Here is a 15,067-nt window from a genome sequence, read left to right on the forward strand (position 1 = left end):
CGGCGTAGTGAAGCCACGTGTCGCTGAGGCCAGCCCTAGCCGAATGCCCAGCGCAGCCGAGGACTAGGCAAACCAAGGCTGAGCGCAGATGAGGATCCGACATACCACGAAGCTAGGCGCACACCAGAGGGCTGGCGCACACCGAACGCGGGCGTAGCCGAAGGCAGGCGTGGACGTGGGGCGGTGTGGGGTTAGGCGTAGAGGGACGCGAAGAGGTCGGCGTGGTTCTTGTTGACCACGGCTCGGCGGATTTTGAGTGAGGGCGTGAGTTCGCCGTGCTCTGGCGTGAAGTCGCGCGGGAGTACGGCGAACCGCCTGATCTGCTCGGGACGCGTATGGCGGGCGTTGACTCGATCGACCTCCGTCTGGAGGAGCGCGGTCACGTCGGGGTGGGTGGCGAGCTCGGCGACGTCCGTGGGCAGACCGCGCGCGGTGGCCCAGGGGACGATCTCTTCGGCGTCCAGCGTGAGCAGCGCCACCAGGTGGGGACGGCGGTCGCCGTGGACCACCGCGCCAGCGATCCAGCGTGACCGGCGCAGGTCGTTCTCCAGGTTGGCCGGGCTGATGTTCTTGCCACTGGCCGGAATGATCAGATCCTTCTTGCGGCCGGTGATCCGCAGGTAGCCGTCCTCGTCGAACTCGCCCAGGTCACCGGTGTGCAGCCAGCCATCGACCAGAACCTCGGCCGTCGCCGCCTCGTTGTGGTGATAGCCCGCGAAGAGGTTGGCGCCCCGGACCACGACCTCGCCGTCCGTGGCGATCCGCACCTCGACGCCCGGGATCGGCCGGCCGACCGTGCCGAACCTCCGCCGTCCCTGGGCGTTCAAGCTGATCACAGCGGTGGTCTCGGTCATGCCGTACCCCTCGTACAGCGTGATGCCGCACACGTGGAAGAACTCAAGGATCTCCGGCGCGATCGGCGCGGCCCCCGTCAGTGCCGCCTTGACGCGTCCGCCGAAGACACCGCGCACCATCGACAACCAGCGCTCGTCCGCCTCCTCGAAGGCCAGCCGCGTCCCGTCCGGCACCGGCTCGCCGCGTTCCATGGCGCCGCGTACCTCCCGGCCCAGCTCCAAGGCTCGCCCGAACGCGGCGCGGTCCTCGGCGGGCGCGTCCGCCAGCAGAGCCGTGACCCGCGCGTGCACCTTCTCGAACATCCGCGGTACGGACGGCAGGAAATGCGGCCGTATCTCCGCGAGCTCCTCGACGACTTGGCGGATGTCGCCACCGAAGTAGTGCAGCACACCGCCGAGTGCGAACACCTGCAACTGGATGGCCTGCGCGAGCAGATGCGCCAGCGGCAGGTAGAGATAGACGACCTCGCCTACGCCCACCGGGATGAGGCCCTTGAGCCCGTCCGCGGTGGCGTTCCAACCGGCGTGCGTGAGGCGGCATCCCTTCGGGTTGCCGGTGGTACCGGAGGTGTAGACGATCGTGTACGGGTCGTTGGCCGGGAGTGCGGCGGCCCTTCGTTCAAGCTCTGCGGGATTGACCCCGCGTCCCCAGGCAAGGAGATCGTCCAGCGAAGGCAGTCCGCGGCCCGGCGGCTCGACGTCCATGAGGATCACATCGCGCAGCTCCGGCAGTTGCCCCACCTTTGCCGCCTGCGCGACGTTCTCGCAGATCAGCACGGTCGTACCGGAGTCGGACAGCACCCACTCGCATTCCTCGGGCGAGTTGGTCGGGTACACCGGCACGCACACCGCGCCCGCCGCCGCGATGGCCAGCGCGCACACCGTCCACTCGGGCCGGGTCTCGGCCAGCACGGCGACGCGGTCGCCCGGGGCGACGCCCAGCGCCACCAGGCCGCACGCAAGCTCCTCGGTCAGCTCGGCGAGCCTGGCGTAGGTCAGCTCCGGCCAACGGCAAGGCCGGGCCGAACGGATCGCCACAGCATCCCCGTAGCGCTCGCCAACCGCGCTGCCGAACGTGGCGAGCGTGGGCGTACGAACCGGATCAGGATGTGCAGCGAATTGAGTGGGATCGAGCATGGAACGAAACGTAGGGATCGCCCTGGCCTGGCGAGATGGCCTTACCGCTCGTTCTGGCTGTCCTTTTCGACCACATCATGGGTGATCAGCGCCGCGGCGAGCATCCGGCAGCCCACCGGATCGGCGGGATCGACGCCGGTCAGCGCCTCGACCCGGCGCAGCCGGTAGTTGAGCGTGTTGCGGTGGACGTGGATGCGCGCGGCGGCCCGATGCCGGTTGTAGCCGCACTCCACGTACGCCCGTACGGCCTCCAGCAGATGGGGATGGCAGGCCAGCGGCGCGAGCATCCCGGCGAGCCGGTCTCGTGCCGGGCCGGGCCTCGAAAGCTGGTGTTCGAGCAACATGTCGTCGAGCCCGTACACGCCGGACGGACGACCGAGCCGCTCGGCGAGCTCGGCCACCTCCTCGGCTTCCGTGACGGCGGCGGGCAGGGCGGCGGTGTCCGCCACGGCGACTCCGGCGATGACCGTCGAGCCGGTCGCGGCCGCGATGCGTTCCACCAGCTCAGGCAGCGCCGCCCGTTCGACATCAAGCCGAATCCGCGCCGGGTCAGCATCCGGCATGGCAGCGGCCGACGCCACAGACCCCGTGGCGGAAAATGGCTTGGCGGACGCCACGACCCCCGCCCCAGCCGACTCGGCGGGCGCCGCACCAGTCGACTCGGCGGAGGTTGGCATGACCAACGCGTCAGAGGCCACATCGGCCGGACGGGCGGACGCCGCACCGGCCGACGCCGCCGAGGCAACATCGGCCGACCCGCCTGATCCTGCACCAACCGATCCGGCGGGTACCGCACCAGCCGCCCCGACCGAGGCCGCACCGGCCGACGCGGCGGACGGCTCTCCGGGCGACTCGGCTGAGCCCGCACGGGCCGACCCGAGTGAAGCCGCATCTGCCGATCCGGCGGACGACTCATCGGCCGACCCGGTGGGCGGCATTCCGGGCGACTCGGCTGATCCCGCACCAGGCGAGGTGGCGGAGGGCGCACCGGCCGACGTGACGGATGCCCTACTCCTGGCGGACGACGCATCGGCCGACTTGTCGGAGGGCGTACCGGCCGAGGTGGCGGAGGGTGCTCCGGTCGGTGTGGGGGTGGTTGGGGGGTGGGGTGGGGCGGATAGGAGGACGGTTCCGCCTGCGCCGTCGAGTGCCGAGAGCACGTGTCCGGGGGATGAGAGCTGGTGGTGGTCCAGTTCGCGTTGCATGAGCCGGACGGTTCGGCGTGCCCAGACACCGCGGCCGTCGCCTGTTGTGTCGGTGCCTGTCAGGCGGAGTACGAGCACGAGGTAGCGGGGTGCGAGGTCGAGGTCCACGCGTTCGGCTAGCGCCTCGTCCGGATCGCCGGCCAGCAGCGCCTCGACCAGCGCGCGTCTGGCCTCTCGGTCCGCTCCGTGGATCGCCTGCTGTTCTTGCAGGTAGGCGTCGGCGACGACCGGGATCATGGCTTGCAGGTAGCGCACCACCCGTGGCGCGGCCGCTACCAGGTCGGCCGTCTCCGCGGGTTCGGCGAGTTCTTCCAGCATCTCCAGGCCGACGCGGGCGCCTATGTGGCAGACCGCGAGCAGGGCGTCGAGCGGAAACCGCTCCTGTGCCCGGCGCGCCGCCGAGTCGGCCTGCTCGGCGAGCTGTTGTGGGGTCGGGACCCGGTCCTCGCGCAGGCTGCGGTGGAAGATCCGCAGGTTGCTCATCGCGATGGCGGTGACCTCGCCGTCCAGCAGTTCGCGGGGCAGGGCCGCGTAGAAGGGCACCTCCGCCACGAACGCGGCGATCATGCGGCGTGCTGTCTGGGGGATCTGCGCGGCCGCACGGCGATAGAGCGGGGAGTCCATCGGCTGATTGTCGGTCCGCACGAGCACGGCGTGCAAAGCGGCGCGTGGACCTGTTCGGTCCACGCCCCGCCACGTGGAGCATTAGCAGAAGGGAATGACCCTGCCGACCGCGTCCTTGGGACGGCCCCCGCCCTTGCCCAGGTAGGCCGCCGAGACCCAGCCGGTCTTCAGGCCGGCGTCGAGCTCGGTGTAGAGCCAGTACTTGCTCTTGCCCCGGTAGCTGAACGACCGGCCGGACGCCACGCAGAAGACGTAGTTCCTGCCCTTGTTCAGCCTGCCCGCCGACTTCTTGCTGGTCGGCGAGACGTAGGCGGTGCCGGTGGCCTTCAGCGAGACGTAGTGCTTCTTAGGCGCACACTTGTTGGCGCTCTTGACGTTGTCCCACTCCTTGCCGCGGCCCGTGTACTTCTTGCCGTTGAAGGAGGCGGCGACCCGCTCGGCGCCCCCGTAACCCCAGGTGACGCTGCCGTTGTTGTTCTTGTCGTAGCCCTGCTCGTAGTGCAGGTGGGGGTGCTTGTTCGCGGTCGGGCCGGTCTTGCCCACAGCGCCGATCTTGGCGCCCCTGGCGATCCAGGTCCCCTTGCTGACCGAGCGGTACTTCATGTGCAGGTAGGTCGTGTAGTGACGGCCGCCGTGCCGGATCTGGACGACGTTGCCCGCGTTGTCGTGCCAGTACGAGGAGACCACGATGCCGGACGCCGGGGCGAGCAGCGCGGCGCCTTCGGTGCCGTGCTGGCTGGGCTCCTTCACCATGTCCAGGGCGGGCGTGTGCGCCCAGGTGTTGAGCTGCCACTTCTGCCCGCAGGCGAACGGCAGCTGGAACTTCGGCGCCGCCTGCGCCTCCGCCGGAGCCGCAGGGGCGGCGGTGGCGGTGGCGGGGATGGCCGCGACCAGGCCGCCGCCGAGGGCGGCCGTGGCGGTGCCGGCGACGAGCAGCCGGTTCAGCTGGGGAATGCGCATGTACGGTGTCCTTTGCTGTCGGGGTTGAACGAGCGTTAGCAGCGGGGAATGGTCTTGCCCTTGGTGTCCTTCGGCTGGCCACCGCCCTTGCCGAGGTAGGCGGCGGGCACCCACTTGTTGACGTGGCCGCTGTCAAGGTCGGTCTTCAGCCACCAGCTCGACTTGTGCTTCCCGTACTTCTTGCTGTCGCCCTTGGCCGCGCAGAAGACGTAGTTCTTGCCCTTCTTCAGGAAACCGACCTTGGTCCCCTTCTTGGTGGCCGTGTAGCCGCTGCTCTTGGCCTTGGTGACCACCCAGTACTTCTTGGGCGGCTTGGGGCCGCACTTGTTCTTGCTGGTCTCGTAGTGCTGCCCGTACCTCCACTTCACCGGCAGCGTGCGGCCGTTGAACTTCGCCTGCACGACCTTGCCGTTCAGCTGCTGCTGATAGTGCAGGTGCGGGCCGGACGTCCAGGCGCCGGTGTTGCCGACCGTGCCGAGCTTGGTGCCCAGCTTGACCTTGGCGCCGACCCTGACCGAACGAGAGTCCAGGTGCATGTGGCGGGTGCTCCAGCCCCCGCCGTGGTTGACCGTGATGACGTTGCCGGCGTCGTTGTAGAACGTCGACTCGGTGACCTTGCCCGCGGCCGAGGCCAGTACGGGAGTCCCCCTGGTCTTCCCGGTCTTGTTGATCATGTCGACCATGAACTTGCTGGCGTGGTCGTCGTGCGTGGACGTCGTCCATTTCTGGCCGCAGGGCACCGGGAGCTGGAACGTGGGGCGCGCGGCGGTCCGAGCCGTGTCCTGGTCCGCGGTCCGCGCCGATGCGGCGGCGTTCAGCTGACCGCCCGCCAGGGCTGCCGCCATGACGGCCGGGACGGCCGCCCGGGCCAGCCGTGTACGCCACTTTCCGGACATGGTGATCTCTCTTCGTCGAGGGGAGGACGGAGGTCCGCGGCGGACGGGCCGCAAGGCGCCCGTCCGGCGGTCAGCACCGTAGGGACCCGCGTTAACGATCTCTTTTCGCCGCGTTAAACGATCGATTAGCGCGCCTGCTGACCTGGGCGAACGTCGCGCCGTGGCGGCCGTGAGCCGGAGGACGGCACGGCTCGCGTGTGGCAGAAGTGAACCGAAAATGCCACCGTTTCGTCACATAGACCGAAAACCAGCCCACGTTCCATTGGAGCGTCACGTTGCCCAGCCCAGCCCCACCCCCGCCGCCCGGCCCTGAAGGCGCCGAAAGCTGGACCGATCTCACGGCCCGGCTACGCGCGCTGTACGAGTGGTGCGGCACACCGAAGTACCGGACTCTGACCGGCCGGGTCACCGGTCTCTCGCCCGCGGCCATCTCCAACCTCATCGGCCGGAATCCCCTGATGCGGCCGCCGGAGACGGCCTCCATGCGCTTCGTCGAGGCGTGCCTCAGATATCGGGGTCACCAGGATCTCGATACCGAGGTCGCCCGCTGGCAGGCGCGATGGAACGTTCTGGCGGAGCGGCAGGCCAACGCGGCCGAGAACGCCGCCTCCGAGCAGACGCAGCCCTCACAGCAGGCGTCCGACCTGACCATTCCCTCGTTCGACCAGAGCGAGCAGGGGCCGCGCCGCACGACGGCGGTCCACCCGGTAGGACTGGCCGCCGTCGCGGCGCTGGTCGCGATGGCGGCCGTGGCGGTCGTCGTGGTTCTCACCAACGGCGACAAGGAGCCGGACAAGAAGCCGGGTCCGGCCACCGAGACCGGAGCCGCGCCGGTGAGCAACTCCAACGCCGCCGCGACGGAGCCCTGCCGTCCGATCAACGAACTGCACACCGATATCCGGCACAAGGAGACCTGGAAGCATGTCTTCCAGTGCTCCAACAAACCCGCGTCGCCCCTCTACGAACATCCGCGTGCGGACGTCCACGTGGGCGTGATGGAAACCCGGCGCAGCTGGTTCGCCTGCTGGGTCCGCGGCGAAAGGCACGCCGGGGGCAACGACATCTGGTACTACACGCAGGGCGACCGCATGACCGCCAAGACCGAACTCGAAGGCTGGGGGTTCATGCCGGCCTCGCACGTGCTCGCCCCCGAGCACCCCGATCCCGCCGTGACGCGCGAGTGCTCGTTCAACTGAACCGCTCTCACCTGGCCGAACGCTATTCAGAACGACACTGAACGGGTTGTGGCCCGGTTCGCCGGGCAGGCCGGACCCTGTCCGTGTTTGTCTACTGCAGTCCTGCCGGGGGGCAGTGACGCGGAGGCCGCACAGGGGGTTCGGCCCAGCACAGAAGGGAAGTCGGATCTGGTGGAATTCCAAATCTTGGGTCCATTGCAGGCCGTCGACGGGGACCGGCAGATCAGGCTCCCCGGGCCGCGACCGCGGCTCGTGCTCGCGGTGCTCCTCCTCGAACCGGGACGCGTGGTCCCCGTCGAAAGCCTCGTCGAGGCGGTCTGGGACGGCGAGCCGCCGCCCTCCATGCGGACGCAGATCGCCATCGCGGTCTCCGGCCTGCGGCGCGTGTTCCGCGACGCCGGTCTCGGCGATGTGATCGAGACCGTGAACCCGGGCTACCGGATCAAGGACGACACCGTGCGGATCGACGCGCGCGTCGCAGAGGAACGCGTCGCGGCGGCCCGTGACGCCGCGGCCGACGGGCGTACGGACGAGGCCGCCGAGCTCTACCGGCGGGCGCTGGAGCTGTGGCGCGGCCCAGTGCTCTCCGGTCTGGACAGCCTGCGGCTCACGACCGGCGGCCTGCGCTGGGAGGAGCTGCGGCGGACGGCCGTGGAGGAGCTGGCCGAGCTCGAACTCGCCCGCGGCCATCACCACGAGGTGGCCGGCGACCTGATGGCCCTGGTCGCGGAGAACCCCTTCCGCGAACGGCCGCGCGCCCAGCTGATGACGGCGCTGGCCCGCTCCGGCCGCCAGGCCGAGGCGCTGGCCGTCTACCAGGACGGACGCCGCATCCTCGCCGAGGAGCTGGGCCTGGAGCCGGGTCGCGCGCTACGGGAACTGCACGACGCGATCCTCAAGGACGCGCCGTCCGTCCAGCGGCAGCCGACGCCGCTTCGCGACACGTCCGTTCCAGGGCCGGCCATGGCCTGCCGTCAGCGGACACGCCACGGCCGGCACGGCCGGCATCGCGCCGGGGGCCTGCGCCGTGCGGCCGTTCACCGCTCAGGCCGCTGACGGTCCCGGCGAAGCCGGTTCAGTCCACGTCCGCGCCGTTGGCGGCGGCCGTGTCTTCGCCTTCGCCGTAGAGAGCGTCATGCTGCTGGCGGGGTGAGCAGACGGACGCGGAGGGGCACGAGCAGCGACCGCCACTGGAGAGGCGGACGGTCACCCGGTCGGACGGGACGTTGCGGCCGACGACCTGCCCGGGCCCCTCCGGGGTCTCCACGCGTTCGCCCAGCTTGGGCATCCGTTCGTGCGCCTGGACGTACAGCGGGTGCTCGTACTTGAGGCAGCACATCAGCCGGCCGCAGGCTCCGGCGATGCGCAGCGGGTTGACGGGGAGGTCCTGCTCCTTGGCCATGCGGACCGAGACGGGCTCGAAGTCCTTGAGGAACGTGGCGCAGCACAGATCACGGCCGCACGGCCCGATGCCGCCCTGGAGGCGGGCCTCGTCGCGCGGCCCGACCTGCCGCAGCTCGACGCGTGCCTTGACGTTGCGCGCCAGGTCGCGGACCAGCGCCCGGAAGTCGACGCGGTGCGGCGCGGAGAAGTAGACCTTGAACACGTTGTCGGCGTCGAGATAGTCCACGCCGATGACCTTCATGGGGAGCTCGTGCTTGCGGATCAGCCGCTTGGCGATGCTGCGTCCCTCGGCCCGGCGGCGGCGGTTGCTCTCGTCCCGGGCGAGATGGTGGTCGGCGGCCGGGCCCTCGCACAGCGGAAGGCCTTCGACGTCCTCGCTGACCCACTGCGGCGCCCACACGCACTCGGCCACCTCGGGGCCCGAATCGGTGGGAACGAGCACCTTGTCGCCCACCTTGGGCGAGTGCGTGCCCGGGTCGAGGTAGTAGAGGCGGCCGTAACGGGTGAAGCTGACGGCCATCACCATGCCCACGGTTCGCTCCGTTCGCCCGGTCTCGTGCCCCAACCCTACGTCGTACGGTCCGCCCGCCGCGATCGATCAAGATCACGAATGCCGCGCGGAGGCGTCGCGGAAGCCTCGCGGAGGCGTCGCGGAGGCGTCGCGGAGGCGTCGCGCCTACCAGGCGGCGTCGGCGAGGTCTTCGGCGGGTACGGCGGGGGCGCCCTGGATGTACAGGCGGCCGTCGGCGCCCGTGATCAGCAGATGGCCGCCGGTGGCGTCGGAGTCCAGGCCGGTGAGGTCACCGGCGCCCGTGACCTGCTTCTCCCAGAGCACCTTCGTGGGGCGTCCGGTCTCCACGGAGAACGCCTGCAGCGCGATCTGCGACTGCTCGGTGACGCCCGCGACGACGGTCTGGCCGTCCTGGCTGAGCACGGCCGTCTCGCTGCCCTTGGGCAGCCGGAGCACCGCCTTGCTGAGCGCGAGGTCGCCCGCGGGACCGCCGGTGTCGAGAGTCCGCACCTGATGGCGGATCTCCACCAGCTTGCCCTTGACCTTGCGGACGGGGTTCCAGACGAAGGAGAGGGTGTCGCCGGCCCACGAGAGGCTGCTGAGGCGGGCGGCGGCCTTGGTCGTCCAGGTCTTGCGCTGCCCGGTGCCGACCGAGATGACGTCGAGACGGCTCCGGGCACCGCGGTACGTCACGTACGCGATCTTGTCCCCGTCGGCGGTCACCGCGAGGTCGGACCACGGCGTCGAGACGCCGGTGACGGCGACGCGCGGTATCTCGGCGAGCGCCTCGGGGTGACCGTTCTTGTCCAGGCTGAGCCGCTGGAAGGTCACCTTGCTAGCGGTCTTGGCGGCCACGACGTACGAGCCGTCGCCGCCGGAGGCGATCCGCTGGAAACGCTGGCCCTGCGGGGCCGCGACCGGCAGGCCCACGTCGTCTCCGGTACGGATGTCGCGGACGACCAGGGCCGTGCCACTGCGGCGGACGCCCACGACGTAGCGCGGGCCCTTGGTGTCGGCCTTGCCCACGGCGGTCGTCTTGGCGGATTTGGGCTTGGGCTCGTCCGACTCCTGCCTGGAGTGGACGAGATCGACCCCACCGCCGACGACGAGAGCCACGCCGATGGCGGCGGCCACCGGAACCGCGGCACGCCACACGCCGCGCAGCCCGGCGGCCCTGCCGGGCTTCTCGTGCCTGCTCTCACGTTCGTCGTTCATGGGGTTGCGCCGCACCCGCCTCTCGGTTCCGCCCCGTGTCCCGCCAGTAGTTTCTATCTCATCTATCTCATGACAAACAGCCATTCTTTGCTGTTGGCGACCAGGTCAACCAGGTCAACCCAGGGCCGCGCGCGCCGCCTCGACCATGGCCGAGCGGTACGAGCCGCCGAACAGCGCGACGTGGACGAGCAGCGGGTGCAACTGGTGCAGCGGCACCCGTTCGCGCCATCCCGCCGCAAGCGGGGCGACCTCATCGTAGGCGCCCAGGACCTGTGAGAGGTGCGGAGCGCCGAAGAGGGCCAGCATCGCGAGATCGGTCTCCCGGTGGCCGCCGTGCGCGGCGGGGTCGATGAGCCATCCGCGACCGCCCGACCACAGGACGTTGCCGGACCACAGATCGCCGTGGATGCGGCTGGGCGGCTCCGGCGGCCCGGCCAGGTCGTCGATCTCGGTGATGACGCGTTCGACCAGCGCCACGTCCGGTCCGCTGAGATGGCCGGAGGCGCGGGCGAGGAACGGGGCGAGCCGTCGTTCGGCGTACCAGCGCGGCCAAGCGTCCCCGGACTCGGCGTCGGTAAGCGTGTTGTCGAGCGGAAGGTCGGCGATATAGCCCGGCCAGGACGCCCCGTACGCCGTCGGTGGGGAAGCCTTGTGGAGTGCTGCGAGCTCACGTCCGAACCGTTCGGCCGCGGTGGGCCCGGGCGGCTCGGCGGGCAGCCACGGCAGGATCAGGTGATGATCGTCGGCGGCCAGCACCCCGGCCACGGGTACGCCACGTCCGGCCACGGGCACGCCCTGCCCGCCCTCGGCCTCGGCCAGCCAGCGCAGACCCGCCGCCTCCGCCGCGAACACCCCCGCCTGATCATGAGCGGCCTTGACGAAGACCTCACGGCCATCGGCCAGCCGGACGTGATGCAACGTCCAGGAGTGGCTGGAGCCACGGTCGGTGATCTTCTCGACCGGGACGCCGAGGAGATCACTGACACGGGTGGGATCGAGCACGGGTCTCAGCGTTCCTTGAGCCTGGCCCGGACCTCGTCGAGGAGACCCGGCACCGCCGCCTCGATCAGGTCGCGGACGTGCTCGAAATCACTCCGGCCGCCGTAGTAGGGGTCGGGCACGTCGAGATCGTCCCCCGCCGCCGGATCGAACTCCCGGAGCAGCCGGACCTTGTCGCGCGCCGCAGCGTCCGGGGCCATCGCCCGGAGCTCCCGCAGATGCCCCTCGTCCAGCGCGATGATCAGGTCGTAGGTGTCGAACCACGAGTCCTCGAACTGCCGCGCGGCGTGCGCCGACCGGTAGCCGGCCCGCCGCAGCGCCTGCACCGTGCGGTGGTCGGCGTCGGCGCCGACGTGCCAGCCGCCGGTGCCCGAACTGTCCACCTCGACGTCCAGGCCCTCCTCCTCGACATGGTGCCGAAAGATCGACTCCGCCATCGGCGAGCGGCAGATGTTGCCCGTACAGACGAACGTGATGTGCAGCAATCCCGGCCCTTCCTCCTGGTCCTTCCCCGCGGTCCTGTCCTGAGGTCCCCTCCTGAGGCCCTTTCCTGAGGTCGTCTCCCGCAGTCCAGGCTACGGGGTGGTCAGGTGGTGGTGCGGAGGGCCAGGGCCAGCGCCTCCACGGCCAGCAGAGGGTTGACGTTGGCCTCCAGCCGCTCGCGGCACTCCATGATGGCGTCGAGACGGCGGAGGGTGGCCTCGGGCGGTCCGGCCGCGGCGGCGTCGCGGAGCTCGGGGGCCAGATCGATGTTGACCAGCTCGGTACCGGCACCGAGCTGCAGCGTGAGGACGTCGCGGTAGTACGAGGCCAGGTCGATCAGGGCCATATCGAGCGAGTCGCGCTTCACCCGGGTGGCCCGGGATTTCTGCCGGTCCTCCAGCTCCTTGAGCGCGCCCGCCGTACCGCGCGGCATCCGCCCCTTGGCGCTCTCACCGAGGGCCTGGCGCAGCGCGGCCGTCTCCGTCCCGCTCAGCTCCTCGGTGGTCGTCTTGGCCTCCGCCTCGGCGGCCTTGACGAGCGCTTCGGCGGCGGTCACGGCGGGGCCGACCGAGGTGAGGCGGCGTGGCACGGCGAGTACCTGGCCGCGGCGCTTGCGGGCCTCCGGGTCTGTGGCGAGCCGCCGGGCGCGGCCGATGTTGCCCTGCGCCGCGCGTGCGGCCTGCTCGGCGAGCATCGGATCGATGCCGTCCCGCCGGACGAGCACGTCGGCGACGGCGGCGACCGGCGGGGTGCGCAGCGACACCAGGCGGCAGCGGGAACGGATCGTCATGAGCATGTCCTCGGGGGACGGCGTGCACATCAGCCACACCGTCCTCGGGGGCGGCTCCTCGATCGCCTTGAGCAGCGCGTTGGCGGCGGCCTCGGTGGCACGGTCGGCGCCCTCGAACAGCACGATCTGCCAGCGTCCGCCGCTCGGGGCGGACGAGGCGCGCAGGACCAGCTCGCGGGTCTCCTTCACGCCGTACGAGAGCCCGCTCGGCCGGACGACCTCGACATCGGCGTGCGTGCCCTGCAGCACCTGGTGGCAGGAGGCGCAGTGGCCGCAGCCGCGCGGCGTCTCGACGCACTGCAACGCGGCGGCGAACGCCCGCGCGGCGGTGGAACGGCCCGATCCGGGCGGCCCGGTGAACAGCCAGGCGTGCGCCATCTTGCCGGTCGCGCCGGCGGCGCCCGTGGACGCCCCGACCGCCGAACCCAGCTGCTCGACGACCGGTTCCTGGCCCACCAGGTCATCCCACACGCTCATGCCGACAAGGCTATTGCCTCCGCGCCGCCCTCCGGCCGTGATCGCCTCAGGCGGCCGCGATCGCCTCAGGCGTCGGTGATGGCGGGGAAGGTGCTGGTCACGTCCTCGGTGCCGGCCGGGATGGGGTCGGGGAGGATGGCGCGGATGCGGTCCTGGATCTGGCGGCTGATCTCGGCCTGCGAGAGCGAGGCGTCGATCACGAGGTAGCGGTCCGGCTCGGCCTCGGCCAGGGCGCGGAAGCCGCTCAGCACCCGCTCGTGGAACGCCTGCGGCTCGGACTCGATGCGGTCGGCCGGGCTGGTGATCCGGTTGAGCCCGTCCTCGGGCGGCAGCTCCAGCAGCACGGTGAGGTCCGGCACCAGACCCGCCGTGGCCCACGCGTTCAGGCGCGCGATGTCGTCGACGCGCTGCTGGCGGCCGAAGCCCTGGTAGGCCAGCGACGAGTCGATGTAGCGGTCGCTGACCACGATGGCGCCGCGTTCCATGGCGGGCCGGATCACGTTCGCGACGTGGTCGGCGCGGTCGGCCGCGTACAGCAGCGTCTCGGCGCGGTCGGACAGGCCCGTCGTCTCCCGGTCGAGCAGCAGGGCGCGCAGCCGCATGCCGGTCTTGGTCGCGCCCGGCTCGCGCGTGGTGACGACCTCGAAGCCGTGGTCGCGCAGCCAGATCGCGGCGAGCCGCGCCTGGGTGGTCTTGCCCGCGCCCTCGCCGCCCTCGAACGCGATGAAGACGCCGCGGTCACGGACGACCCGCGGGGCGACGGGCGCCACCTCGGGCACCGGCGGCGCGTACGTCTCGCCGCGCAGAGCGGCGGCGGTCAGGTCGGGCAGCAGCGGGATGCCGCGCCGGTCGTCGAGACGGCGGTACGCGAGCAGGCCGGACAGCAGGGCCACGACCGCGACGATGAGCAGCGCCGCGCTCGTGCCGTGAAGGTCGTAGACGCCGTCGCCGAGCAGCTTGACGCGATGGTCGCGCAGCACGCCCGCCAGCGGCGGCACCGCGGCCACGGCCACCAGCGCCGCGACGAGCGCCACCGAACTCAGGTAGCCGAACGCGCGCTCGTGCCCGTCGTGGCCGTCGTGCCCGTCGTGCCCCGGGTGAGCTCCGCGTCCGTCGTGTCCGTCTCGTTCGCCACCGGCCAGGGTCGTGCCCGCGGCGTACGCGACGCCCGCTGCGACGCCGAGGAAGCCCGTCGTGAACACCACGACGACGAGGTTCTGGACCAGGGAGATCAGCAGCAGGTCGAGCGCGGCGGCCACGACGGCCAGGCCGAGCAGCCGACGCCGGCTGAACGGGCCGAGAACGCGCGGGCCGAGGAAGACGCCGAAGCCGAGCCCCAGGGACAGGGCGGTCGCGATCGCGCCGTACCCGGGGTCTCCACCGCCGAGCTCACGCGCGTACACCCTGGCCACGGAGATGACCGCCCCGCAGCTCAGCGCCACGGCGATGACGCCCAGCGCCAGCCCGCTCAGCGGCATGCCGCCGCCCGCCGCGGGCGAGGCTTCGTCTTTGGACGAGGTGGAACGCAGACCCTGGAAGGCCAGCCGGAGCGGCGAGGACACCGGGACCACGCCCGTGCTGGGCAACCCGGGCAGTGCCGAGACCGCCGCCCCCGACGCGAGGAACACCACGGCCGTCAGGTAGAGGGCGAGGTCGGCGCGGTCGGCCGCGTCCCAGGCGCCACCCGCGATCAACGCCAGTACCGAGAAGAGCCCGGCGGCGACCGGAGCCGCCCCGTACGCGGCCACCCGTCCGGCCCGGCGGGCGTCGTCCCGGCGGTCGTCGGGGACGAGATCCGGCCCGGAAGCGCTCACCACCGGAATCCACAGCAACGTGACGCACGCCACCAGGAACGCCGCCGCCAGCGTCCACGCCACCGAGTCGACCAGCGGCACCGACACCAGCAGCGCGAACCGCACGACATCGGCGGCGATCATCGTCGTACGGCGGTCGAGCCGGGCCGCCAGCGCGCCCGCCAGCGGCGCGAACAGCACCGCCGGCAGCAACATCGCCAGCAGGACCGCCGCGATGACCTGGGCCTGGCCCGGTACGTCCTTGTCACGGGTGAGTGCGCCCGCCATCGCGGTGAGCGCGAGCACGCTCAGCCAATGGCCGAGGCTGGACAGCGACACCGCGACCCAGAGCCGCCGGAACGGCTTGATCGAGGAAAGGCCTTGCACCGCGGCGGCCGGCGGCTGTACGGCGCCCGTTCTCGTCATGTCGGTCAGGGTATCGGCGCCGATGTCCTCAGGAGTGAGACTTTGCGTCCTGAGGACCTCGACTTCACCGCGCTGTCAGCCGGTCACCGGAATGTCA

The 15,067-nt window shown here is 71.2% G+C and carries 12 protein-coding genes; 2 read left to right on the plus strand and 10 right to left on the minus strand.

The window, feature by feature from the left end; all coding sequences use genetic code 11:
- Positions 1-191 precede the first annotated feature (191 nt).
- The 4 genes from ABD333_RS23570 to ABD333_RS23585 all read right to left on the minus strand — a co-directional run bounded on the left by ABD333_RS23570 (position 192) and on the right by ABD333_RS23585 (position 5,676).
- Positions 192-1,991 (minus strand): AMP-dependent synthetase/ligase, encoded by a 1,800-nt coding sequence (locus tag ABD333_RS23570; RefSeq protein ID WP_344544175.1) that lies wholly within the window; start codon positions 1,989-1,991, stop codon positions 192-194.
- Positions 1,992-2,032: 41 nt separating this feature from the next.
- Positions 2,033-3,820 (minus strand): PucR family transcriptional regulator, encoded by a 1,788-nt coding sequence (locus tag ABD333_RS23575; RefSeq protein WP_344544177.1) that lies wholly within the window; start codon positions 3,818-3,820, stop codon positions 2,033-2,035.
- Between the two features lie 81 nt (positions 3,821-3,901).
- Complete coding sequence (locus tag ABD333_RS23580; protein ID WP_344544178.1) at positions 3,902-4,780, minus strand: M23 family metallopeptidase; 879 nt, start codon at positions 4,778-4,780, stop codon at positions 3,902-3,904.
- Positions 4,781-4,815: 35 nt separating this feature from the next.
- Entirely contained in the window at positions 4,816-5,676 is an 861-nt protein-coding gene (locus ABD333_RS23585; protein ID WP_344544180.1) for a M23 family metallopeptidase, read from the minus strand.
- Positions 5,677-5,951: 275 nt separating this feature from the next.
- On the opposite strand from ABD333_RS23585, the gene ABD333_RS23590 reads away from it, so the two are divergent.
- A complete protein-coding gene (locus ABD333_RS23590; RefSeq protein ID WP_344544182.1) occupies positions 5,952-6,872 on the plus strand; it encodes a hypothetical protein in 921 nt (306 codons plus the stop codon).
- Positions 6,873-7,058: 186 nt separating this feature from the next.
- Complete coding sequence (locus ABD333_RS23595; protein ID WP_344544184.1) at positions 7,059-7,928, plus strand: AfsR/SARP family transcriptional regulator; 870 nt, start codon at positions 7,059-7,061, stop codon at positions 7,926-7,928.
- A 19-nt stretch (positions 7,929-7,947) separates the two neighbouring features.
- On the opposite strand, the gene ABD333_RS23600 is transcribed toward ABD333_RS23595, so the two are convergent.
- The 6 genes from ABD333_RS23600 to tmk form a co-directional block, all read right to left on the minus strand.
- Positions 7,948-8,802: a PSP1 domain-containing protein gene (locus ABD333_RS23600; RefSeq protein ID WP_344544695.1), complete on the minus strand. Its 855-nt coding sequence runs from the start codon at positions 8,800-8,802 to the stop codon at positions 7,948-7,950.
- A gap of 150 nt (positions 8,803-8,952) precedes the next feature.
- The gene (locus ABD333_RS23605; RefSeq protein WP_344544186.1) at positions 8,953-10,002 is read right to left on the minus strand and encodes a hypothetical protein; all 1,050 of its coding nucleotides are present in this window, start codon (positions 10,000-10,002) and stop codon (positions 8,953-8,955) included.
- 114 nt (positions 10,003-10,116) lie between these two features.
- Complete coding sequence (locus ABD333_RS23610; protein WP_344544188.1) at positions 10,117-11,004, minus strand: fructosamine kinase family protein; 888 nt, start codon at positions 11,002-11,004, stop codon at positions 10,117-10,119.
- A 5-nt stretch (positions 11,005-11,009) separates the two neighbouring features.
- Complete coding sequence (locus ABD333_RS23615; protein ID WP_344544189.1) at positions 11,010-11,486, minus strand: low molecular weight protein-tyrosine-phosphatase; 477 nt, start codon at positions 11,484-11,486, stop codon at positions 11,010-11,012.
- Between the two features lie 101 nt (positions 11,487-11,587).
- Positions 11,588-12,751 (minus strand): DNA polymerase III subunit delta', encoded by a 1,164-nt coding sequence (locus ABD333_RS23620; protein ID WP_344544190.1) that lies wholly within the window; start codon positions 12,749-12,751, stop codon positions 11,588-11,590.
- A gap of 65 nt (positions 12,752-12,816) precedes the next feature.
- Entirely contained in the window at positions 12,817-14,970 is a 2,154-nt protein-coding gene (gene tmk, locus ABD333_RS23625) for a dTMP kinase (RefSeq protein ID WP_344544192.1), read from the minus strand.
- Positions 14,971-15,067 lie beyond the last annotated feature (97 nt).

It is taken from the genome of Actinomadura fulvescens, assembly GCF_039533225.1.
GTDB classification, from domain to species: Bacteria; Actinomycetota; Actinomycetes; order Streptosporangiales; family Streptosporangiaceae; genus Spirillospora; species Spirillospora fulvescens.